Raw genomic sequence first — 20,936 nt, 5'->3', positions numbered from 1 at the left:
TCCGTATTAGTTTCCGTATTCAAAATACACTTCTTCCAGTGTCTTGGACTGGAGGCGGAATTCCAGGACTTCGTCGAGATCGAGGTCGGCGGTCAGCCGTGCCACGTCCGTACGGGAGACCTGCGCGACCACCCTGCCCCGGTGCCTGCTCCGCACCACGAGGTAGTCGGGCAGCTCGGTGGCCTGCCCCTCGCGCAGGGTCAGATGCACGCTCAGCGTCTTGGCCAGCCCGCTCTTCAGCTCCGCCGGCCGCCCCACGGCCACCAGCCGGCCCTCGCGGAGGATGCCCACCCGCTCGATCACCTGCTCGGCCTCGAGCGCGTTGTGGGTGATCAGGACGATGGTCTGCCCTTGTTCCTGGTTGAGTTCGCGCAGCAGGTCCCAGACCATGCGGCGGCGCGCCGGGTCCAGCTCGTTCGTCGGCTCGTCGAGGATCAGCACCGGCAGATCGGCCACCAGCGCCACCGCCAGCTGGAGCAGCCGGCGCTCCCCGCCGGACATCCGCCGGGCGGCCTTGTTCCGCATCGCCCCGATGTCCAGCCGCTCGATGAGTTCGTCCCGGCGGCGCCTGGCCTCCCGCCGCCCGAGCCCCCTCAGATGCGCCGTGACATAAATCGCCTCGGCGGCCGTGAGGCTGTTGAGGGCGAACGCGGTCTGGGGCATGTACGAGACCCGCATGCCGGTGAAGACGGGGTCGGCGAGCACGTCCTTGCCGTAGAGCCGGATGGAGCCGGAATCGCCCTTCAGCAGTCCCACCATCTGTTTGATCAGGGTGGTTTTCCCGGCGCCATTGCTGCCGAGCATGCCGAAGAACTCGCCCTGTTCGATGGTGAACGAAACATCGTCGTTCGCCGCCCGGTCGGCCCCGGGGAATCTCTTGGTGACGCCGCTGATTTCATAAACGACCCGGCCGTCCCCCATCTCTGCTCCTCACCCCCGTGGAGAATTGGACGGGATGCTAGCAGCCGGGCGGAGCGCTGGAGTCCGCACGCTGATCGCCCGCCGCCCGGTTGTCGGTGCCCCGTGCCAACATCGGTGGGGTAGCGCACCAGTCGAGCCCGAGGAGACACCGGAGTGACCCCCGAGCAGCTTCGCTCCTTCTGCCTCTCCTTCAACGCGGCGGCGGAGGAGTTCCCCTTCCCCAGAGTCCCGGAAGTCTCGGTCTACAAGGTGCGCGGCAAGATGTTCGCCCTGACGACCCTGGAAGCGCGTCCCCTCACGGTCAACCTGAAGTGCGACCCGGAGCAGGCGATCCGCCTCCGCGCCGAGCACCCGGGGCTGATCGTTCCGGGATGGCATATGAACAAGCGCCATTGGAACACGGTGACGGTCGACGCCGAGCTCCCGGACCGGCTGGTCCAAGAGCTCATCGAGGACTCCTACGATCTGGTGGTCGCGGGTCTGCCGAGGGCCGAGCGGCTGCGCCTCGACCGCCCCTGAGCCTCCGAGGGCTCACTCGCACATGGGCGGGGTCTCCTTCGTCGCCATGAAGTACACCGGCGGGAAGCCCGATGTCTCGAAGACCGCCTCGTCCTTGGACAGCAGCGTCATATAGCCCGCCGTCGCGTTACCCCCTTCCGGGGCATCGCCCTCGACCCGCCTGCTGATATTGGGGCCGACTCCGGAGATCTTCCAGCTCCTGCCGCCGAAGGTCGCCCATGTGATGCCGCAGTGGCTCGGCATGTCCGCTTCGACGACCGGGGAGGGCGGCGGGTTCCCCGAGGCTAGGGTCTGTCGTCAAAGGGGGCGTCCGGCCGCGAGCGGCGTCTGGTGCAGGGGGCACCTCCCAGCGGTAGCTGGGGGAACATCGCAAGGCGGAGCGTCGCCCTCGTACTGGGCGTACTTGGGCGATGCGACAACGCAGCGAGGTGCCGTGCCAGGCGTCGGGAGCAGGGCGCCCCCTTTGACGACAGGGCCTAGGGAAGGTTCCTGGCCATCACGATCCGCTGGACCTGGTTCGTGCCCTCGTAGATCTGGGTGATCTTGGCGTCGCGCATCATGCGCTCGACCGGGTAGTCGCGGGTGTAGCCGTAGCCGCCGAGGAGCTGGACCGCGTCGGTGGTGATCTCCATGGCGGCGTCGGAGGCGTAGCACTTGGCGGCGGCGCCGAAGAAGGTGAGGTCTTCCTTCCCGCCTCCGGCGGCAACGCGCTCGGACCTGGCGGCGGCCGCGTAGGTGAGCTGGCGGGCGGCCTCGAGCTTCATGGCCATGTCGGCGAGCATGAACTGGACGCCCTGGAAGTCGGCGATGGGCTTGCCGAACTGCTTGCGCTCCTGGACATAGCCCTTGGCGTAGTCCAGGGCGCCCTGGGCGATGCCGAGGGCCTGGGCGGCGATGGTGATGCGGGTGTGGTCGAGGGTCTTCATGGCGGTGGCGAAGCCGGTGCCCTCGGGGCCGATCATGCGGTCGGCGGGGATGCGGACGTTGTCGAGGTAGACCTCGCGGGTCGGGGAGCCCTTGATGCCGAGCTTCTTCTCGGGGGCACCGAAGGAGACGCCCTCGTCGGACTTCTCGACGACGAAGGCGGATATGCCCTTGGAGCGCTTCTCGGGGTCGGTCACGGCCATGACGGTGTAGTACTCGGACACCCCGGCGTTGGTGATCCAGCGCTTGACGCCGCTCAGGACGTAGTGGTCTCCGTCGCGCACGGCCTTGGTCTTCATACCGGCCGCGTCCGAGCCCGCGTCCGGCTCGCTCAGGCAGTACGAGAACATCGCGTCGCCCTTGGCCAGCGGCGCCAGGTACTTCTTCTTCAGCTCCTCGGAGCCGGAGAGGATCACCGGGAGGGAGCCCAGCTTGTTGACGGCCGGGATCAGCGAGGAGGACGCGCAGACGCGGGCGACCTCCTCGATGACGATCACGGTCGCCAGGGCGTCGGCGCCCGCGCCGCCGTACGACTCGGGTACGTGCACCGCGTGCAGGTCGTTCGCGACCAGGGCCTCCAGCGCCTCCTGAGGGAACCGGCCCTCCTCGTCGACCTCTGCCGCATGGGGGGCGATCTTCGCCTCGGCGAGCGAGCGCACCGACTCGCGGAGCATGTCGTGCTCCTCGAGCGGCCGGTACAGGTCGAAGTCCATGGATCCCGCCAAGATCTTCTCACTCCCCTGAGTGCTAACTACCGTTAAGTAACTGAAGTCTAGAGCGCCGTCCGGACCAGGTACAGGTGACTTTGCCGACAGCTGAGCGCACCGAGGAGGCGGTGGAGGAGGCAGCGGATCGGAGCGCGGGCGCGGGCGCGACTATGCTCATGCAGCGCATCCCGCCCGCACGCCTACAGGAGCACGCATGGCCCTCAAGATCACCGTGATCGGCACCGGCTACCTGGGCGCCACGCACGCCGCGGCCATGGCCGAGCTCGGCTTCGAGGTGCTTGGCCTGGACATCGTTCCCCAGAAGATCGAGACGCTCACGGCGGGCAAGGCGCCGATGTACGAACCGGGCCTTGAGGAGCTGCTGCGGCGGCATGTCGCGGGGTTCGAGGGAGCCACCGGGCGGCTGCGCTTCACCACCTCCTACGAGGAGGCCGGTGAGTTCGGCGACATCCACTTCATCTGTGTGAACACTCCGCAGAAGCACGGCGAGTACGCGTGTGACATGAGTTACGTGGACGCCGCCGTCGAATCGCTCGCCCCGCATCTGCGCCGCCCGGCCCTGGTCGTGGGCAAGTCCACCGTCCCGGTCGGCAGCGCGGCCCGGCTCGCGGCCCGGCTGGCGGAGCTGGCCCCGGCGGGGGCGGACGCCGAGCTGGCCTGGAACCCGGAGTTCCTGCGCGAGGGCTTCGCCGTGCAGGACACCCTGCACCCGGACCGCATCGTGGTCGGCGTGACCAGCGAGCGGGCCGAGAAGCAGCTGCGCGAGGTGTACGAGACGCCGCTCGCCGAGGGCTCTCCGTTCGTCGTCACCGACTACCCGACCGCCGAGCTGGTGAAGACCGCGGCGAACTCCTTCCTCGCGACCAAGATCTCGTTCATCAACGCCATGGCCGAGGTCTGCGAGGCGTCGGACGGCGACGTGGTCAAGCTGGCCGAGGCCATCGGCCATGACGAGCGGATCGGGAAGAAGTTCCTGCGGGCCGGGATCGGCTTCGGCGGCGGCTGTCTGCCCAAGGACATCCGGGCCTTCATGGCGCGCGCCGGCGAGCTCGGCGCCGACCAGGCGCTGACCTTTCTGCGCGAGGTCGACTCGATCAACATGCGGCGGCGCGGCCACATGGTCGAGCTGGCCCGCGAGGCCGTCGGCGGCAGCTTCCTCGGCAAGCGCGTCGCGGTGCTGGGCGCGACCTTCAAGCCGGACTCGGACGACGTGCGGGACTCCCCCGCGCTCAATGTCGCGGGCCAGATCCACCTCCAGGGCGCCCAGGTCACCGTCTTCGACCCCAAGGGCATGGACAACGCGCGCGCCCTCTTCCCGACCCTCGCCTACGCGCCCAGCGCGCCGGCGGCCGCGCAGGGCGCGCACGCGGTGCTGCACCTGACCGAGTGGGCCGAGTTCCGCGAGCTGGACCCGGCGGCGCTGGGCGGGGCGGTCGCCGAGCGCCGGATTCTGGACGGGCGCAACGCGCTCGACCCGGAGCGGTGGCGCGAGGCTGGCTGGACCTACCGGGCGCTGGGCCGCCCCACCGTGTAGCCGCCCCTGCGGCGGCGGCGCACCGCCCGAGGTTTGCGGCGGCTCCTCCGGTCAACTCGTGCGGCGCCCGTCTCGCGCCGAGAAGTCCTACGGAGGAGCCATGCCCGTCGCGTTCGTGAACGTCATCGCGCTCGACGCCCCCGACCCGACCGCGCTCGCCCGCTTCTACCAGCAGATCGTCGGCGGGGAGATCAGGGGCGAGGGCGAGAAGTGGGTGGATCTGATCGGGGCGCGGGGCGGCGTCCGGCTGGCGTTCCAGGAGGCGCCCGGACTGGTGCCGCCGAGCTGGCCGGGCGAGGGCTCCTCGCAGCAGCTGCACCTCGATCTGAACGTCACCTGTGACATCGCGGAGGCGGAGGAGCGGGTGCTGGCGCTCGGGGCGCGGGCCCTGGACACCGACGACCAGGGCGGGAAGCGGGACTTCCGCGTCTATGCCGACCCCGCCGGGCACCCCTTCTGCCTCTGTTTCGACTGACGCCTTTGACTGACGCCTTTGACTGACGCCGCAGTCGGGCGCCCGCGCGGCGGGCGCCCGGGCCGTCAGGCCTCCGCCGCGTCCAGCTCCTCGATCGTCGCGAGGGAGGGCCCGCGGTGGGCGCGGAGGTCGCGTGCCACCGCCTCCGCGTCGCGCACCACCCGCACCGCGTTCTGCCAGGTCAGTTTGGCCAGGTCGGCCTCGGACCAGTGGCGCTCCAGCAGCTCGGCGATCAGGTTCGGATAGCCCGCGACATCGGCGAGGTCCGCCGGGACGAAGGGGGTGCCGTCGAAGTCGCCGCCGATGCCGAGGTGGTCGACGCCCGCCACCTCCCGCATGTGGTCGAGGTGGTCGGCGACGGTGGCGGCCGTGGCCACCGGGCGGGGGTTGGCCTCCTCGTACGCCTGGTGGACCTTGATCGCCTCGGGCGTGGTGGCCAGCGGGTCCAGGCCGTGGGAGCGCAGGTTCTCCTCCGCCGTCCGGGTCCACGCCACGGCCTCCGGCAGCACGAACTTCGGGACGAACGTGACCATCGCCACACCACCGTTGGCGGGCAGCCGGCCCAGCACATCGTCGGGGACGTTGCGCGGGTGGTCGCACACGGCGCGCGCCGAGGAGTGCGAGAAGACGACGGGGGCGTCGGTCACCCGCAGCGCGTCCCGCATGGTGTCCGCCGAGACGTGCGAGAGGTCGACGAGCATGCCGAGCCGGTTCATCTCCCGGACGACCTCCTCGCCGAAGCGGGTGAGACCATGGGCGCGCGGCTCGTCGGTCGCCGAGTCGGCCCACGGGGTGTTGTCGTTGTGCGTGAGCGTCATGTAGCGCACACCGAGCTCGTACAGCGCGCGCAGGGTGGCGAGCGAGCAGTTGATGCTGTGGCCGCCCTCCGCGCCCATCAGGGAGGCGATCCGGCCCTCGGCCCGCGCCGCCTCCATGTCGTCGGCGGTGTGGGCGAGCCGCAGGTCGGAGCCGTAGCGGTCGGCCAGCCGCCGCACCGCGTCGATCTGTTCGAGGGTGGCGCTGACCGCGGCGTCGCCGCTGAGGCGCGAGGGGACGTAGACCGACCAGAACTGCGCGCCCACGCCGCCCTCCCGCAGCCGCGGGATGTCGGTGTGCAGATGGGCGCGCTGGTCGAGGGCGATATCGCGCCGGTCGAGGTCGTAGCGGACCTGCTCGCGCAGGGCCCACGGGAGGTCGTTGTGGCCGTCGACGACGGGGTGGGCGGCCAGCAGTGCACGGGCTTGCGCGAGTCGGTCGGTCATGCACCCATCCTCTTACGCGGCCCGCCCCAAGTCACGGGGGCCACGTGGGGCCCGTTACTTCCCGAAGCCGAACGCCCCCGCGCCGTCCACCTTGGCCCGCAGCCGCTTGCCCTTCTGCGTGGCCTGCTCGTTCAGCTCCTCCTGGAAGTCGCGCATCCGGGCGAGCAGTTCGGGGTCGTGGGCGGCCAGCATGCGGGCGGCCAGCAGCCCGGCGTTGCGGGCGCCGCCGACGGAGACGGTGGCCACGGGCACGCCCGCGGGCATCTGGACGATCGACAGCAGCGAGTCCATCCCGTCCAGGTACTTCAGCGGGACCGGCACGCCGATCACCGGCAGCGGGGTAACGGAGGCCAGCATGCCCGGGAGGTGGGCGGCGCCGCCGGCGCCCGCGATGATCGCCTTGAGGCCGCGGGGCGCCGCGTTCTCGCCGTACGCGACCATCTCGCGCGGCATGCGGTGGGCGGAGACGACATCCACCTCGTACGGGATCTCGAACTCGTCGAGGGCCTTCGCCGCCTCCTCCATCACGGGCCAGTCGGAGTCGGAGCCCATGACGATGCCGACGACGGGGGCGCTGGGGCTGCTCATTCGGTGATGGTCCCTCGGAGGTAGTCGGCGGCGTGGCGGCCGCGCTCGCGCACGTCGGCCAGGTCGTCGCCGTAGGTGTTGACGTGGCCGACCTTACGGCCGGGCTTCACGTCCTTGCCGTACATGTGGATCTTCAGGGCCGGGTCGCGCGCCATGCAGTGCAGATACGCGGTGTACATGTCGGGGAAGTCACCGCCGAGCACATTGGTCATCACGGTCCAGGTGGCGCGCGGGCGCGGGTCGCCGAGCGGCAGGTCGAGCACGGCGCGCACATGGTTGGCGAACTGGGAGGTGACGGCGCCGTCCTGGGTCCAGTGGCCGGAGTTGTGCGGGCGCATCGCCAGCTCGTTGACCAGCAGCCGCCCGTCCCGGGTCTCGAAGAGCTCGACCGCGAGATGGCCGACGACCCCGAGCTCCGCCGCGATCTTGAGTGCCATCTCCTGGGCCTGGCCGGACAGCGCCTCGCTGAGCCCGGGGGCCGGGGCGATGACGGTGTCGCAGACCCCGTTCACCTGGATCGACTCGACGACGGGGTAGGCGACGGCCTGGCCGTGCGGGGACCGTACGACATTGGCGGCGAGCTCACGGGCGAAGTCGACCTTCTCCTCGGCGAGCACGGGCACCCCGGCGCGGAAGGGCTCGGCCGCCTCCTCGGCGTCGCCGACGACCCACACCCCCTTGCCGTCGTAGCCACCGCGCACCGTCTTGAGGACGACCGGAAACCCGTCACCCTCCGCGGCGAACCGCTCCACGTCGGCGGGGTCGGCCACGATGCGGTGGCGGGGGCAGGGCACCCCGGCCGCGTGCAGCCGCTCCCGCATCACGCCCTTGTCCTGGGCGTGCAGCAGCGCCTCGACGCCGGGGCGGATGACGACGCCGTCCGCCTCCAGGGCGCGCAGATGCTCCGCCGGGACATGCTCGTGGTCGAAGGTGACCACGTCGCAGCCTTGTGCGAAAGCACGAAGGGTCTCCAGGTCGCGGTAGTCGCCCACCACGACGTCGCTGACCACCTGGGCCGCCGAGTCCTGGCGGGTGTCACTGAGCAGCTTGAACCTGATACCGAGGGGGATGCCCGCCTCGTGGGTCATACGGGCGAGCTGGCCGCCGCCGACCATGCCGACTACCGGGAATGTCACGCCCCCAAGGGTAGCTTCCCGGCCACGCGGGCCCCGGAGCGCGTATCCCCGGGCCCGCCTCGACGGATCTCTTGGAGGTTCCTCCACAACGTTATGATCTCCGTGCATTCTGCATGGACCTGACGAGCAGGGTTCGACGTGGGCCTGCCGCGCGCGTCCTTGGGGGGAAGCCGAATGACGACGGGCAGGCTGAGAGAGAAGTTCAGCGACAACCAGGACGGGCTGAACAAGCTGCACAAGCGCGTCCAGGCCATCCAGGTGGACGCCGATTCATTCGACGATCAGATGAGGGCCCGCAACGACCTGGCCGGCGCGATCAGCGAGGCGCGGGAGTTCTCCGCCCCTCTCGGCAGCCCGGACCACATCGACGGCGTCGCGGCGCGCTACGGGAAAGCGGCCGAGATCGTGGACAGGGCCCAGGGCGATCTGCGGAAGGTCGCCAAGGACGGGCTGCCCGCCGTGTGGGTGGGCACCGCCGGGGCGAAGGCGAGCGAGGTCGTGGGCGCCGCCTCGTACTCCGCCGATCAGATGGCCCAGAAGTTCCAGGAGGCCGTGCCCGTGCTGAAGGCCCTCTCCATGGGTATCGGCAAGGCCCAGGCGAGGCACGACTACGGGCTCGTCGCACTCGATGTGGCGGCGTCGACCCTGAACAACGGCGGCCTCATCATGCCGCCCGACGAGCTGCGCGAGGCCAAGACGGCCGTCCTCGACGGCGTCTCCTACATGAGCGAGGCCGCCGGCCAGGCCAAGGCGGCCGGCATCGAGGCCCAGAAGGCGCTCACCAAGCTGGCCTCCGAGGCCCGGGCCCGGAAGGTCACCGCCGACGGGCTCACCGACGCCGACCAGCTCGTTCTCGCCGACGCCGCCGCCCCAGGCGGCCCCGCCGAGCTCAACGAGATCCTGACCGCCAACGAGCTCAAGCGTTCCTCCGAGTTCATGGACAAGATGAGCGCGCACGACAAGGCGGAGTTCGACCGGCTGCTCTCCGCCGCCAAGTCCCCGCAGGAGCGGGCGTATCTGATGAAGGCCTTGGCGGCGGGGCACGATGTGCGGGAGATCGACCGCTTCGCCCAGCAGATCCACGGCCGGTCCCCGCAGTGGCTGAGCGACCGCCTCACCCCCGTCGTCGTCCAGAGCACCGAATCCGGCACCAACTACGTGAACTACCAGGGCGCCAAGTGGGAACAGGGTCGGGGGACATGTGTCGCCTCGTCCACCGTCGAGGCCCGGGCGATGATCGACCCCCTGTACGCCTTCCACCTCACGACCGGCGGCCACCCCGACGACCCCGAGTACGACAACCCCAACGCGTTCGACAACCGCCTCAAGCAGGAGCAGAACCGCGTCCACGCGGAGGGCGGCGGCGACCCCCTGCCCGACGGCGGGATGAACCCCTACGGCCAGCAGCACGTCGCCGACGTCGAGGTGGGCAGCTACACCGGCGCCAACTACGCCGAACGGAAGCTGGACAACAACGCGGAGCGCCAAGCGTCCCTGGCCGAGATCGAGCGGCACATCGACAACGGCGTGCCCGTCCCGGTCGACGTCGAGGGCTCCGTCGGCCGCCACGCGATGATGATCGTCGGGCACGAGGGCGACAGACTCCAGGTCTACAACCCGGACGGCACCATCACCTGGATCAAAGAGGACGACTTCGTCCACAACAGGATGGGCTACACGACCAACGGCTACTTCCCGACCGCCTACTCCGTCTACCTACCGAAGTGACCATGAGCGCCATCACCCGTCGCACCTCCGCCCTGCTCCTGACCGGCCTCGCGCTCTGCGCCGCGGGCTGCCAGTCGGACGACGCGTCCCCCGCCAAGACCGCGGGCCCCTCGTCGTCTCCGACCCCACCCTCGTCCTCCTCCTCGCCCTCGCCCTCCTCCGATCCGAAACCCGCCGGTCTCGGCACGATCCACCAGGACCGGGCCGACTCCAAGGACCTGGACCGCACCGAGGGCCCGATCACCGTGAAGCGCGGCGAGCGGTTCTCGATCGCCATGCGGCAGAACATCTCCGCGCGCGCCGACTGGAGCGTGGCCGAGCCCGGCCCGTCCACGGCGGTGCTGCGCAAGGTCGGCGAAAGCTCGTACCAGACCGCCCGCGAGAAGGAACTCATCGGCGGGGGCCACACCAAGTACTTCACCTTCGAGGCGCTGAAGGCCGGTCAGACCCGGATCGTCCTCGCCAACTCCTTCGGCACGGACAAGTCCGCCGGCGGCTACTCCTCCGGCCTCCCCCACACCGTCACCTACCGGGTGACCGTGCGCTGATCCGGCGTCCGGGGAGCGGCGCCCATGACCTGCCCGGCCCTGCCCGGCCCGGTCTCAGCGACGATGGTTAGGATTCGGCCGTATTTGACGCGGACCCGCCGCGTCCACTTCCTCGGGGGAGGCCTTCATGGGACGGGACAAGGACCTCGGCATCCAGCACGGCGGCGCGCTCAGCCAGGGGGAGCGCCTGGGGCTCGCCGCCGATGACATCCAGGCGGCCAAGGGGTTGCTGGAGAAGGGCGAGGGCGGTTTCCCCGGCATCGGCGGCTTCCTCGAACTGCCCTCCTCCCTCCTGCACTTCGGCGAGTACGGGGCCGCGCCCGCCTTCAACGAGTTCTCCGAGGCGTGGATCGCCGAGTGCGAGACCCTCGAGGGCGCGGTGCGCGAGCTGCAGAAGAAGATCGGGGTCAGTTCGAAGGCGTACCGCGGAACCGACCAGGCCAGAGAGAGCGACTTCAGCGCCATCGACCGCTACTCGCGGAACTCCTGAGAGGCAGGGCGCATATGGCCGGGGACGGTAAAACCCAGCACAAGCCGCAGGATCAGACCAAGCGGCAGAAGCTGGACGCACTGCACAAGCACGTGCAGGCTCTGAAGCCCTCGGACGACGAGACGTACGCGTTCTGCCTGGCGCTGTCCGACGCGATCGGCAAGGCACGGGACACTCCGACGCCCCTCGGTGACTCGGACCACATCGACGGTGTCGCGGCGCGCTACACGCGGGCCGCGGAGCTCCTGGAGTCCGCGCAGGGCGACCTGGGAAAGGTGGCGAAGGCCGGACTGCCCGCGGTGTGGGTGGGCACGGCCGGGGAGAAGGCGAGCGAGGTCGCGGGCGCCGCCTCGCGCTCCACGGACGAGACGGCCGAAAAGCTCCGGGAGGCCGTGCCGGTGCTGCGGCAGCTGGCCATAGACATCGGAGCGGCGCAGGCGACGGACGAATACGCGCGCCTCGCGCTGGACAACGCCAAGTCGCTGTGCACCCCCTTCTTCAGCGACGGCAAACAGCTCACGGAAGCCAAGAAGGCCACCCTCGACGGCATCACGTACCTGATCGAGGCGGACGACCGGGCCAAGGAGGGCGGGAAGAAGGCGGCGGACAAGCTCAGCAAGCTGGCCGCGCAGGCGCGGACCCGGAAGGTCACCGCGAACGGCCTCACCGACGCGGACCGGCTGGTCATCGCCGACGCGGCCGACCCGGGCGGCCCCGCGGACCTCAACGAAATCCTCAGCGCCAACGAGCTCAAGCGCTCCGCGCAGTTCAGGGACAGGCTGAGCGCGCAGGACCAGGCCGAGTTCGACCAGCTGATGTCCCGCGCCAAGTCCCCGCAGGAGGGGGCGTATCTGATGAAGGCCCTGGCCGCCGGGTACGACATCAAGACGCTGCGGTCCTTCGGCGAGGACATCCACGGCCGGGACGCGACCTGGCTGCGCGAACACCTCGCGCCGTTCCACACCAGCGGGGACACCAGGGTCGGCGTGGACTCCGCGTCCGAGTTCGACGTCCCCGGCGCCAAGGGGGCGGAGTGGACGCAGGGCAAGAACGGGACCTGCGTGTCCTCGTCCACCGTCGCCGCCCGCGCCCTGGTCGACCCCGTCTACACGCTGCGGCTGACCACCGGCGGGCACCCCGGCGACCCGGCGTACGACAGCCCCGCCGCGTTCAAGAAGCGGCTGCTCAACGAGCAGGTCCGGGTCCACGAGGAGGGTGGCGGCCATCCCCTCCCCGACGGTGGCATGGACCTGAACGGCAAGCGCGAAATCCTCAACGACGAGCTCGCGCCGCGCACCGGCGGCACCTATGAGCACCACCGAATGAACGACACGGAGAGCCGGCGGAACGCCCTGCCGTTGATCGAGGAGGCGGTGGACGAGGGCAAGCCCGTACCGATCGGCGTCGAAGGGTATTCGACGGACAGCTCCGGCCAGGTGCGCTCCGGGCACGCCATGTTGATCGTCGGCTATGAGGGCGACAAGCTCGAGGTCTACAACCCGTGGGGGTACACCACCTGGGTCAGCGAGGAAGACTTCGTCAACAACCACATGGACAAGGCGTCCGACCGCCGCCTGCCGAACGCGTATGTGTATTCCCTGCCCCGATGAGCCTTCCCGCTGAGGTGACCCCGGCCCATGACACACCAGAACATGACCGACGAGGAGCTGCTCGCCCTCGACGTCCCCCTGATGATCCGCTACGGGCTGATGTTCGGCGGCGCCCACCGCACCGCGCTCTTCGGGGACGGGACGATCGCCGCCGCCCTCGGGGCCGAGCGGCTGGGGGTGCTGCCGCGCTCGGTGGCGTACCTCGGGGAGGTGGTACGGCGCGGCGGCACCCGGATGGCCGCGGAGCTGCCGGAACCGCTGCCCGGGCCCGAGGCGGGCGCGCTGGCGCGCGAGTGGCTGGGGACGGCCGCGCCCCTGGTGAAGGGCGTGGCGGGGGACGAGACCGTGGCGCGGTGGCTGGAAGCGGTGGCCGCGGTGCTCGAGCTGCGGATGCGCACCCGTGGCGGCCTGTGACAGTTCGGTGATAAAAGGCCGGTTCCGTCACACCGACGGGCGGGCTCCGCGGCCGCTGGTTAGCATGGTCGGAGTTGTAGACGCCGATCGGACGGGGCTGAGTAGTCGCCATGAGTGAACAGCGCACGATCGGCAGGCTGCGCGCACGAGTGGACCAACTCGCCCGTGAGGTCCTCAAGTTCGGCGCCGTCGGGGGTGCCGGTGTCTTCGTCAACCTCGGTGTCTTCAACCTGATCAAACACCTCACCGAACTGCCCACGGTGCGGGCCAGCATCGTGGCCACCGTCGTCGCCACCCTGTTCAACTACCTGGGCTACCGGTACTTCACCTACCGGGAGCGCGACAGTCAGGGGCGCACCAAGGAGCTGACCCTCTTCCTGCTGTTCAGCGCGGTCGGCCTGGTCATCGAGAACGGCGTGCTCTACGCGGCGACGTACGGGTTCGGCTGGGACAGCCAGCTGCAGAACAACGTGTTCAAGTTCCTCGGCATCGGCATCGCCACGCTCTTCCGGTTCTGGTCCTACCGCACCTGGGTGTTCCGCGCGCTGCCCGCCCGCGAGGCGGTGGAGACCGCCGAGTCCTTCCTGTCCCAGGCGAGCGACCAGCCGACGGTCCGCAAGTAGCCCCCGGGGGGCGCGGCCCGGTCCGGAAGGCATCACACGGTGTCGGAGCCGGCCCCCGAGTCGGTCTCGCGGCCCGGGTCGCCCTCGCGGCTCAGGAAGAGCGCGAAGACCGGCGGGTGCTGCTGCAGCAGCTCCAGACGGCCGCCGTCCGCCTCCGCGAGATCACGGGCGACGGCGAGCCCGAGGCCCGTGGAGTTGCGCCCGCTGACCGTGCGCTCGAAGACCCGCGCGCCCAGGTCGGACGGCACACCCGGCCCCTCGTCGGACACCTCGACCACCGCCTGGTTGCCGGTGACGCGGGTGCGCAGCGCGACCGTGCCGTCACCGTGCATCAGCGAGTTCTCGATCAGCGTGGCGAGCACCTGGGCGACGGCTCCCGGAGTGCCGACCGCGCGCAGCCCCTTCTTCCCCGACCGCACGATGGCGCGGCCCTCGCTGCGCGAGGCCGGGCGCCACTCCTCGATCTGCTGCTTGACCACCTCGTCCAGGTCGAAGGCCACCGCGGAGCCGGTCCGCGGGTCCCGTGAGTTGGTCAGCAGGCGCTGGACGACGTCGGTGAGCCGCTCCACCTGGGCCAGCGCGATCGTGGCCTCCTCCTTGACCGTCTCCGGGTCGTCGGTGAGCGTGATCTCCTCCAGCCGCATGGACAGCGCGGTCAGCGGCGTCCGCAGCTGGTGCGAGGCGTCGGCCGCCAGCCGGCGCTCGGCGGTGAGCATCCGGGCGATCCGCTCCGCGCTCGCGTCGAGCACATCGGCGACCCGGTCGAGCTCCGGCACCCCGTAGCGCCGGTGGCGGGGGCGCGGGTCCCCCGAGCCCAGGCGCTCGGCGGTCTCGGCGAGGTCGGTGAGCGGGGCGGAGAGCCGGTGCGCCTGCCGTACGGCGAGGCCCACGGCGGCGAGCACGGCGAGCAGCGCCACCCCCAGGATGATCAGCATGGTGCGGCCGATCTCCCGGCTGACCGTCGAGCGGGACGCCTCGACCCGCACCGTCTCGCCCTGGTCGCCCCGCTCCTGCGCGGAGATGACGCTGCCGGTCGGGCGCTTGCCGATCTCGACCACCTCATGGCCCGGGATCGTGATCACGGCGTAGCGCCCTGGCTCGATCTGCTCGCGCAGCACCGCGGGGGTCACCCCCTCGCCGCCCAGCAGCCTGCTGTCGACGATGCTGACCAGGCGCACCGCGTCGGCGTCGACGCTCTCCAGGGCGCTGTTCTCGATCGTCCGGGTCTCCACGATGACCAGGGAGAGTCCGAAGACGGCGATGACGACGAGCACCACGGCGAGCGTGGAGTTGATCAAGCGACGGCGCATAGCCCTACCGTGTCACGCTGAGATGTCTCTCAGCTCTTCTCGAACCGGAACCCGACGCCGCGCACGGTGGCGATGTACCGGGGGTTGGCGGCGTCGTCACCGAGCTTCTTGCGGAGCCAGGAGATGTGCATGTCGAGTGTCTTGGTCGACGACCACCAGGTGGTGTCCCACACCTCGCGCATCAGCTGGTCGCGGGTGACGACCCGCCCCGCGTCCCGGACCAGGACCCGCAGCAGATCGAATTCCTTGGCGGTCAGCTGCAGCTCCTCGTCGCCCATCCAGGCGCGGTGCGACTCGACGTCGATGCGCACCCCGTGGGTGGCCGGCTGCTGCGCCTGCGTCTCGACGGCGCCGCGCCGCAGCAGGGCCCGCACCCGGGCCAGCAGCTCGGCGAGGCGGAACGGCTTGGTGACGTAGTCGTCGGCGCCGGCGTCCAGGCCGACCACGGTGTCCACCTCGTCCGCGCGCGCGGTGAGCACCAGCACCGGGAAGCCGTGGCCCTCCGTACGCAGCCGGCGGCAGACCTCCAGGCCGTCCATGCCCGGCAGGCCCAGATCGAGGACGAGCAGATCGACGCCCCCTTGCAGACCGGCGTCCAGCGCGGTCGGTCCGTCTTCACGCACCTCGACCTCGTACCCCTCGCGGCGCAAGGCGCGGGCGAGCGGCTCCGAGATGGATGCGTCATCCTCGGCGAGCAGTACTCGGGTCATGGGGTGATGGTAGTCCGACCAGGTTCGCGCACGGGGCGCGCACAGGACTACGGACGAAGCGCAAAAGGTTGCACACGCCACGCGTGAGCTATCTCTCAATACGGTCATCGCCGAGCATGGCGTGTCGTATGGTGACAAGGAGTCCGTAGCAACTTTCTGGGACCTTTGGCCGCATAACGGCGCCGAAGGTCCTCGTCGTGTACCCCGCGGCAGCAGCCACCAGCTCTGTCAGCCCGGCACGCGGCCGCCACCCCCCACCGGGCGTGCCTTCGGGCCGTCATGCCCGGGCACGAGCACACGCAAGGAACCACCACCATGGCGTCCAGCCTGACGAAGGACGCGGCCGGCCAGGAAACCCCTGTGAACGGCGGCAAGACCTTCTTCGGCCACCCCCGCGGCCTGGCCACCCTCTTCATGACCGAGATGTGGGAGCGCTTCAGCTTCTACGGCATGCGGGCCCTCCTGGTGCTGTACCTGATCGCCGGAGGCCCGGACGCCAAGCACGGCAGCCAGGGCGGCGGCCTCGGGTTGTCCGAGGGCAACGCGGTGGCCATCTACTCGGTGTACCTGGCCATGGTCTATCTGCTCGCCATGCCGGGCGGCTGGTTCGGCGACCGCGTCTGGGGCCCGCGCAAGACGGTGGCCATCTCGGCCGGCATCATCATGGCCGGCCACCTGGCGCTCGCCGTGCCCGGACAGGCCACCTTCTTCGCCGGTCTGGCGCTGGTCGCCCTGGGCTCGGGCCTGCTGAAGGCCAACATCTCCACGATGGTCGGCCACCTCTACGACGGCCCCTCCGACCCGCGCCGGGACGGCGGCTTCACGATCTTCTACATGGGCATCAACCTCGGTGCCTTCGCCGCGCCCCTGGTGATCGGCACCATCGGCCAGAGCTACAGCTGGCACCTGGGCTTCGCGCTCGCCGCACTCGGCATGGCGCTGGGCCTGGCCCAGTTCCTGATCGGCACCCGCCACCTGAGCCCGCGCAGCAGCGTGGTGCCGACCCCGCTGGCGGTCGCGGAGCGCACCGCCTGGCTGCGCAAGGGCCTGGTCTGGCTGGTCGTCGCCGCGGTCTTCTACTCCGTGGTGGTGGCCACCGGCCACTGGACCCTCAACTGGGCGCTGGTGCCGATCACCGTCCTCGGCCTGATCATCCCGACCGGCGTCCTGGTCCGCATCAAGCGCGACAAGGAGCTCAGCCCGGTCGAGCAGACCAAGGTCAGCGGCTACATCTGGTTCTTCGTGGCCGCCGCCGTCTTCTGGATGATCTACGACCAGGGCGGCTCGACGATGTCCGCCTTCGGCGAGACCAAGACCGCCGACACGATCTTCGGCCTGCACTTCCCGTCCTCCTGGTTCCAGTCGGTGAACCCGCTGATGGTGATGGCGCTGGCGCCGGTCTTCGCCTGGGCCTGGCTGGCCCTGGCGCGGCGCAGCCGGGAGCCGGGCACGATGGCGAAGTTCTCCCTGGCCCTGATGCTGATCGGCGGATCGTTCTTCGTCTTCGTCGTCCCGATGGCCATGGCCTCGGACGGCACGACGGTCAGCCCGATGTGGCTGGTGTCGATCTATCTGATCCAGACCATGGGCGAGCTGTGCCTGTCGCCGGTGGGGCTCTCGGTGACGACCAAGATGGCGCCCGCGAAGTACGCGAGCCAGATGATGGGCGTGTGGTTCCTGGCCGTCACGGCAGGTGACTGCACCACGGGTCTGCTGTCCATCGCGGGGGTCGACCTGAGCGGCGTGGGGATCATCGCGCTGGAGGCGGCGGTGGCCGCGGCGGCCGGTGTCGCGATCTACTTCTCCCGCAAGAAGGTCGTACGGCTGATGGCCGACGTCCACTGAGGCGGCGCACATGAGCGAGGGGCCCGGCGCGGTGATCGCGCCGGGCCCCTCGCGTGCTCCGTACGGTGCCTCCCCGTACGCCGTACGCCGTGGGTCAGCGCGTGCCGCGCAGCTTGCGCCAGGGGGTCAGGGTGAAGACGGCGGCGCCGAGCAGGACGGCCGTGCCGGCCACCAGCCCGAGCGCCTTGAGGCCGCCGTGGTCACTCGCCCCGGTCTCGGCGAGCCCGCCGCTGGTGGAGGCGCCGCCGCCGGACGTGGCGGTGCCGCCGCCGGAACCGCTGCTCCCGCTGCCGTTGCCGCCCGAAGCGCCGTTGGACTGGGCCGTGGTGTCCAGCTCGAGCGAGGCCTGGGTGTCCCGGGCGGGGGTGCAGGTGGTCGTCGTGCCGAGCGCCTTGACCGTGAGCACGCCGGGGGTGAGCGTCGACTTGCCGCTCGCGCCCGGCTTGTAGGTGCCGGTGAGGTCGGGGATCTCGATCGGCTCGCCCGACTTGATCGGCCCCTTGTTGGTCGGACCCGTCACCGCGACCGTGCCCTTGTCCGCGCCGCCGAGCTTGACGGCCATCGACGGCTTGACCGAGTCCGCGGGGATGTCGGCCGGGCTGTCCATGACGGACTTGCCGAACTTGACGGTCAGGTCGAAGCTCCCGCCGTTCTTGACGGCGTTGACGCGGACCGGGGAGGTGGCGTTCTTGTCGCCGATGGGGGTCTTGCAGGCGTATGCGACCGGGACCTCCTTGCCGGTGTACGAGTCGCCGCCCCCACCGCCGCCGGTGGTGTTCCCGCCTGTGGTGTTGCCGCCCGTCGTGTTGCCACCTGTGGTGTTGCCGCCCGTGGTGTTCCCGCCCGTCGTGTTGCCCCCGGTGGTGTTACCTCCCGTCGTGTTGCCACCTGTGGTGTTACCGCCTGTGGTCGAGCCGCCCGTGGTGCTGCCGCCACTGGCCGTCACCTTGATGGTGGCCGCGGCCTTGACCGCCTCCTTCGCCGAACACTTGGTGTCCGTGGACAGCGGCTTGCTGACGTTGATGTCGTACGCGCCCGGGGTCAGCGTCACCTCCCCCGCCTGCGTCAGCTTGAGCTTGCCCTTCATGTCGGACAGCTTCATCGGGCTGTCCTTGGGGATCGCCGGATTCTCCCGCGGCCCCTCCATGGCCAGCTCACCCGTCTGCGCGCCGCCCACCGTGAGGGTGCCGGTCGGCTTGACGGTGTTCTCCTCGATGTCGAGGATCGGCGGGTTCTTGGAGGCGGCCTGCACGGTCTTCCAGACCACTTCGACCTCGTCGCCGACCTTCGCCGTCGCCGGGGCCTGCACCTCCACCGTCGTGGTGCCCTCCACCGGAGGCAGGCCTGAGATCGGCGGCGGCAGACACTCGGTCGCGTACGAGACCTCGGCCGCCCGTGCGGTGCCCGCGCCCATCAGCACGCCCGCACCGCCGAGCAGCAGCGCGGCCGCTGCCGCGCCCACTCTTCGTTGCGTACTCACGTCGATCCTTTCGGGGTCGGTCGGTTCTCCTGGGACGGTGCGGAAAGGTGTTGCGTCTGTGTGCTCTGTGCCTGCGGCAGGGTGTCCGGGGTGAACCAGGGCAGCGCGCCGCCGTCGTCGCCGCCGCGCGCCGCGACCGCCGCCGTACGTGGCCGCACCTTGTCCACGACGGCCATGCCGATGCGGAAGACCGCCGCCGGGACCACCACGCACAGCAGAATCCAGAAGAGGGTGACGCCCCACGGCCGCCCCACCGTCCACGCCTCTTCGACCAGCACTTTCCGGCCGTACCTGAGCGAGACCCGATAGTCGCCGTGCGCACCCGCCGACAGCTCGACCGGGAGCTTGACCTGTGCCTTCTTCCCGGCCGCTATGGTCCCCCGCCACTGCTGCTCCTCCCAGGAGGGTGCGAACACGCCGTGCGAGGTGCCGACCCGGAAGACCGGGTCGCGGGCCGGGGTGGAGCCGAGGTTGGCGACGGTGACCACCAGGCGGCGCTGCGGGGGCGCGCCGAACCAGGTGAGCAGCCCGCTCGACCCGTCGAGCCGCGCCGACAGCGCCCGCAGCCGTTCGCCCCCGGTCCCCTCCTGCTTCGGCAGCGGCGCGACCGGATGCCCCGCGACCCGGAACGGCACATCGTCATAGGCGGCTTCGCCGGTGACCGTCGCCACATGGACGACGCACGGGCAGGGCTTGGGCGGCTCGGCGACCGGCAGCTTCTTGCGGAAGGCGCCCTGAGCATCGGTGGTGACCGCTCTGCCGTCGGAGTTGGCGCAGGAGTTGGTGCCGCCGATCATGTTCTGTCCGCAGATGAGCATCATGAGCAGGGCGCGGGGCCGCCAGCCCCGGCCGCTCACGGTGACCGTGCCACCCGCGCCCGCCTCCTGGTCCGAGACCGTCGCGGTCGGGCCCTCGGCCGCGGCGGCCTCGCGGACCTGCGGCGGTGCGCCCAGCGCGAGCACGACGAGCGTGCACACGGCCAACAGCGCGGCGAGCGGGCGGCGCAGGTGGCGGGCCGCGCGCACGCGTGGCGCTGGTACGCGTGCTGGTGCGGGTGCCGGGCGCGGGGTCGGCTGGGTGTCCGTACGGCCTGTCATGTCCTCGCTCCTGACCCCGTGCCTGCTGGTTCCCGCGCCTCCCGCGCCGGTTCCGCGGGCGCGTCACCGTCCCCGGTGCGGTGGCGTCCGCGCCGCCACCGCAGCAGCCAGGCGCCCCCGCCCGCGACCGCGCCCAGCGCCAGGGCCCCCGCCCCGGCCGGAACGCCCCAGGGCACGGGGGTGTAACCGGCGGAGGCGACCGCGTGGGCGCCGCCCGCCGCGGTGGCGGTGAGGGTGACGTCCACCGAGTCGAGCGCGGGCGGGTCCGGCCACTTCTCGGTGAGCCGCACCCGGCGGCCCGGCGCCAGCTCGACGGGCAGTGTGCGGGCGTCCCGGCGCAGCACCTCGCCGAAGAGCCCGTCGGCGCGCACCGCGAGGCGGGGCGTCAGCACGGTGTTGCCGCGGTTGACGAGCGCGTAGTGGATGGTGGCCCCGCCACCGTCCTTGACCACCTTCACGTCCTCGACGGTGATCGCCGCCAGCGTCCGCCCGCGGACCCGCAGATGCACCGGCACCCGGACTTCCCTGCCGCCGCCGGTGACGAGGATGGCGCCGGGGTGGTCGCCGGGTGGCGTCTCGGGCGGGACGGTGAGGGTGAAGGGGACGTCGGCGCGGGTGCGGGCCGGGACCGTGACCCGCTTGGCGGCGAGCGAGATCCACGCACCGCTGCCCCGCCCCGCCGATGGCGCGTCAGGGGTGGCGTCGGCGGGGCGGAGTTGGACGGTGCGGGGCCCCTCACCGCGGTTGACGACGGAGAGCCGGTCCCGGAGCGCGCTGCCCGGCCCGCCCTCCAGATAGAAGTACGGCCGGTCGCCGGCGCCCGGCCCGGCCGTGCCACCGGCCGCGGGCCGCGCGGACCAGTTGGGCCCGGCGGCCGTGGCGGGCGCGGTGAGCAGCGCGGCGGCGACGGCGGGCACGGCGGCGACCGTCCATGCTGCGCGGATACGAGACGGCATCGGCGGCTCCTTGGGTGCTGGTGCTCGTGCTCGTGCGT

The 20,936-nt window shown here is 71.0% G+C and carries 21 protein-coding genes; 10 read left to right on the top strand and 11 right to left on the bottom strand.

Annotated features, from left to right (window positions below; all coding sequences use genetic code 11):
- Positions 1-6: 6 nt before the first annotated feature.
- Positions 7-921, bottom strand: coding sequence for an ABC transporter ATP-binding protein (locus tag ACFZDL_RS34650; RefSeq protein WP_353594333.1), 915 nt, complete (start codon positions 919-921; stop codon positions 7-9).
- Positions 922-1,074: 153 nt separating this feature from the next.
- On the opposite strand from ACFZDL_RS34650, the gene ACFZDL_RS34645 reads away from it, so the two are divergent.
- A complete protein-coding gene (locus ACFZDL_RS34645) occupies positions 1,075-1,440 on the top strand; it encodes an MmcQ/YjbR family DNA-binding protein (RefSeq protein ID WP_353594334.1) in 366 nt (121 codons plus the stop codon).
- Between the two features lie 12 nt (positions 1,441-1,452).
- Here ACFZDL_RS34645 and ACFZDL_RS34640 read toward each other — a convergent pair whose 3' ends face one another.
- Together ACFZDL_RS34640 and ACFZDL_RS34635 are read right to left on the bottom strand one after the other, a co-directional pair.
- Positions 1,453-1,683, bottom strand: a complete 231-nt coding sequence (locus ACFZDL_RS34640; RefSeq protein WP_353594335.1) for a hypothetical protein — start codon at positions 1,681-1,683, stop codon at positions 1,453-1,455.
- 233 nt (positions 1,684-1,916) lie between these two features.
- On the bottom strand, positions 1,917-3,089 hold the full coding sequence (locus ACFZDL_RS34635) for an acyl-CoA dehydrogenase (RefSeq protein ID WP_353594336.1): 1,173 nt from the start codon (positions 3,087-3,089) through the stop codon (positions 1,917-1,919).
- Between the two features lie 196 nt (positions 3,090-3,285).
- On the opposite strand from ACFZDL_RS34635, the gene ACFZDL_RS34630 reads away from it, so the two are divergent.
- A complete protein-coding gene (locus ACFZDL_RS34630; RefSeq protein WP_353594337.1) occupies positions 3,286-4,626 on the top strand; it encodes a UDP-glucose/GDP-mannose dehydrogenase family protein in 1,341 nt (446 codons plus the stop codon).
- A gap of 100 nt (positions 4,627-4,726) precedes the next feature.
- A complete protein-coding gene (locus ACFZDL_RS34625) occupies positions 4,727-5,101 on the top strand; it encodes a VOC family protein (protein WP_353594338.1) in 375 nt (124 codons plus the stop codon).
- 65 nt (positions 5,102-5,166) lie between these two features.
- Here the strand turns inward: ACFZDL_RS34625 and ACFZDL_RS34620 are convergent, their stop codons facing one another.
- From ACFZDL_RS34620 to ACFZDL_RS34610, 3 genes are read right to left on the bottom strand one after another with little or no spacing between them, the layout of a single operon-like run.
- A complete protein-coding gene (locus tag ACFZDL_RS34620) occupies positions 5,167-6,363 on the bottom strand; it encodes a dipeptidase (RefSeq protein ID WP_353594339.1) in 1,197 nt (398 codons plus the stop codon).
- Between the two features lie 54 nt (positions 6,364-6,417).
- Entirely contained in the window at positions 6,418-6,951 is a 534-nt protein-coding gene (gene purE, locus ACFZDL_RS34615; RefSeq protein WP_353594340.1) for a 5-(carboxyamino)imidazole ribonucleotide mutase, read from the bottom strand.
- On the bottom strand, positions 6,948-8,087 hold the full coding sequence (locus tag ACFZDL_RS34610) for a 5-(carboxyamino)imidazole ribonucleotide synthase (protein WP_353594341.1): 1,140 nt from the start codon (positions 8,085-8,087) through the stop codon (positions 6,948-6,950). The genes purE and ACFZDL_RS34610 overlap by 4 nt, the downstream gene beginning before the upstream one ends.
- A 174-nt stretch (positions 8,088-8,261) precedes the next feature.
- Between ACFZDL_RS34610 and ACFZDL_RS34605 the strand changes: the two genes are divergently transcribed.
- The 6 genes from ACFZDL_RS34605 (at position 8,262) to ACFZDL_RS34580 (ending at position 13,500) form a co-directional block, all read left to right on the top strand.
- The gene (locus ACFZDL_RS34605; protein WP_353594342.1) at positions 8,262-9,815 is read left to right on the top strand and encodes a peptidoglycan-binding protein; all 1,554 of its coding nucleotides are present in this window, start codon (positions 8,262-8,264) and stop codon (positions 9,813-9,815) included.
- Positions 9,816-9,817: 2 nt separating this feature from the next.
- A complete protein-coding gene (locus ACFZDL_RS34600; protein WP_353594343.1) occupies positions 9,818-10,363 on the top strand; it encodes a protease inhibitor I42 family protein in 546 nt (181 codons plus the stop codon).
- A 127-nt stretch (positions 10,364-10,490) separates the two neighbouring features.
- Positions 10,491-10,853 carry a hypothetical protein gene (locus tag ACFZDL_RS34595; protein WP_353594344.1) on the top strand — a complete coding sequence of 121 codons (363 nt, stop codon included), beginning with the start codon at positions 10,491-10,493 and terminating at the stop codon, positions 10,851-10,853.
- A 14-nt stretch (positions 10,854-10,867) separates the two neighbouring features.
- Entirely contained in the window at positions 10,868-12,463 is a 1,596-nt protein-coding gene (locus ACFZDL_RS34590) for a peptidoglycan-binding protein (RefSeq protein ID WP_353594345.1), read from the top strand.
- Between the two features lie 27 nt (positions 12,464-12,490).
- The gene (locus tag ACFZDL_RS34585; RefSeq protein WP_353594346.1) at positions 12,491-12,877 is read left to right on the top strand and encodes a hypothetical protein; all 387 of its coding nucleotides are present in this window, start codon (positions 12,491-12,493) and stop codon (positions 12,875-12,877) included.
- Positions 12,878-12,987: 110 nt separating this feature from the next.
- Entirely contained in the window at positions 12,988-13,500 is a 513-nt protein-coding gene (locus tag ACFZDL_RS34580; RefSeq protein ID WP_353594347.1) for a GtrA family protein, read from the top strand.
- A 32-nt stretch (positions 13,501-13,532) separates the two neighbouring features.
- On the opposite strand, the gene ACFZDL_RS34575 is transcribed toward ACFZDL_RS34580, so the two are convergent.
- The gene (locus ACFZDL_RS34575; RefSeq protein ID WP_353594348.1) at positions 13,533-14,810 is read right to left on the bottom strand and encodes an ATP-binding protein; all 1,278 of its coding nucleotides are present in this window, start codon (positions 14,808-14,810) and stop codon (positions 13,533-13,535) included.
- A gap of 29 nt (positions 14,811-14,839) precedes the next feature.
- The gene (locus tag ACFZDL_RS34570) at positions 14,840-15,520 is read right to left on the bottom strand and encodes a response regulator transcription factor (RefSeq protein ID WP_014177112.1); all 681 of its coding nucleotides are present in this window, start codon (positions 15,518-15,520) and stop codon (positions 14,840-14,842) included.
- Positions 15,521-15,835: 315 nt separating this feature from the next.
- Here ACFZDL_RS34570 and ACFZDL_RS34565 point away from each other — a divergent pair, with 315 nt between their 5' ends.
- Positions 15,836-17,365 carry an oligopeptide:H+ symporter gene (locus ACFZDL_RS34565; RefSeq protein ID WP_353594349.1) on the top strand — a complete coding sequence of 510 codons (1,530 nt, stop codon included), beginning with the start codon at positions 15,836-15,838 and terminating at the stop codon, positions 17,363-17,365.
- Positions 17,366-17,459: 94 nt separating this feature from the next.
- On the opposite strand, the gene ACFZDL_RS34560 is transcribed toward ACFZDL_RS34565, so the two are convergent.
- From ACFZDL_RS34560 to ACFZDL_RS34550, 3 genes are read right to left on the bottom strand one after another with little or no spacing between them, the layout of a single operon-like run.
- Positions 17,460-18,827 carry a hypothetical protein gene (locus ACFZDL_RS34560; RefSeq protein ID WP_353594425.1) on the bottom strand — a complete coding sequence of 456 codons (1,368 nt, stop codon included), beginning with the start codon at positions 18,825-18,827 and terminating at the stop codon, positions 17,460-17,462.
- Between the two features lie 14 nt (positions 18,828-18,841).
- Positions 18,842-19,942: a hypothetical protein gene (locus ACFZDL_RS34555; RefSeq protein ID WP_353594350.1), complete on the bottom strand. Its 1,101-nt coding sequence runs from the start codon at positions 19,940-19,942 to the stop codon at positions 18,842-18,844.
- Positions 19,939-20,898: a hypothetical protein gene (locus ACFZDL_RS34550; RefSeq protein WP_353594351.1), complete on the bottom strand. Its 960-nt coding sequence runs from the start codon at positions 20,896-20,898 to the stop codon at positions 19,939-19,941. The genes ACFZDL_RS34555 and ACFZDL_RS34550 overlap by 4 nt, the downstream gene beginning before the upstream one ends.
- Positions 20,899-20,936: the final 38 nt, after the last annotated feature.

It is taken from the genome of Streptomyces sp. NPDC007917 (assembly GCF_042959105.1).
Taxonomy (GTDB): Bacteria; Actinomycetota; Actinomycetes; order Streptomycetales; family Streptomycetaceae; genus Streptomyces.
The sequence above is the reverse complement of the archived record's forward strand: the minus strand, read 5'-3'. Positions and strand labels throughout refer to the sequence as shown.

Bases quoted from the DNA above. Each gene is read 5' to 3' on its own strand.
- ACFZDL_RS34630 (WP_353594337.1), top strand. From the start codon at position 3,286: ATGGCCCTCAAGATCACCGTGATCGGCACCGGCTACCTGGGCGCCACG.
- ACFZDL_RS34625 (WP_353594338.1), top strand. From the start codon at position 4,727: ATGCCCGTCGCGTTCGTGAACGTCATCGCGCTCGACGCCCCCGACCCG.
- ACFZDL_RS34595 (WP_353594344.1), top strand. From the start codon at position 10,491: ATGGGACGGGACAAGGACCTCGGCATCCAGCACGGCGGCGCGCTCAGC.
- ACFZDL_RS34565 (WP_353594349.1), top strand. From the start codon at position 15,836: ATGGCGTCCAGCCTGACGAAGGACGCGGCCGGCCAGGAAACCCCTGTG.
- ACFZDL_RS34550 (WP_353594351.1), bottom strand. From the start codon at position 20,898: ATGCCGTCTCGTATCCGCGCAGCATGGACGGTCGCCGCCGTGCCCGCC.
- ACFZDL_RS34580 (WP_353594347.1), top strand. From the start codon at position 12,988: ATGAGTGAACAGCGCACGATCGGCAGGCTGCGCGCACGAGTGGACCAA.
- ACFZDL_RS34640 (WP_353594335.1), bottom strand. From the start codon at position 1,683: ATGCCGAGCCACTGCGGCATCACATGGGCGACCTTCGGCGGCAGGAGC.
- ACFZDL_RS34575 (WP_353594348.1), bottom strand. From the start codon at position 14,810: ATGCGCCGTCGCTTGATCAACTCCACGCTCGCCGTGGTGCTCGTCGTC.
- ACFZDL_RS34600 (WP_353594343.1), top strand. From the start codon at position 9,818: ATGAGCGCCATCACCCGTCGCACCTCCGCCCTGCTCCTGACCGGCCTC.
- ACFZDL_RS34605 (WP_353594342.1), top strand. From the start codon at position 8,262: ATGACGACGGGCAGGCTGAGAGAGAAGTTCAGCGACAACCAGGACGGG.
- ACFZDL_RS34590 (WP_353594345.1), top strand. From the start codon at position 10,868: ATGGCCGGGGACGGTAAAACCCAGCACAAGCCGCAGGATCAGACCAAG.
- ACFZDL_RS34585 (WP_353594346.1), top strand. From the start codon at position 12,491: ATGACACACCAGAACATGACCGACGAGGAGCTGCTCGCCCTCGACGTC.
- ACFZDL_RS34570 (WP_014177112.1), bottom strand. From the start codon at position 15,520: ATGACCCGAGTACTGCTCGCCGAGGATGACGCATCCATCTCGGAGCCG.
- ACFZDL_RS34650 (WP_353594333.1), bottom strand. From the start codon at position 921: ATGGGGGACGGCCGGGTCGTTTATGAAATCAGCGGCGTCACCAAGAGA.
- ACFZDL_RS34555 (WP_353594350.1), bottom strand. From the start codon at position 19,942: ATGACAGGCCGTACGGACACCCAGCCGACCCCGCGCCCGGCACCCGCA.
- purE (WP_353594340.1), bottom strand. From the start codon at position 6,951: ATGAGCAGCCCCAGCGCCCCCGTCGTCGGCATCGTCATGGGCTCCGAC.
- ACFZDL_RS34620 (WP_353594339.1), bottom strand. From the start codon at position 6,363: ATGACCGACCGACTCGCGCAAGCCCGTGCACTGCTGGCCGCCCACCCC.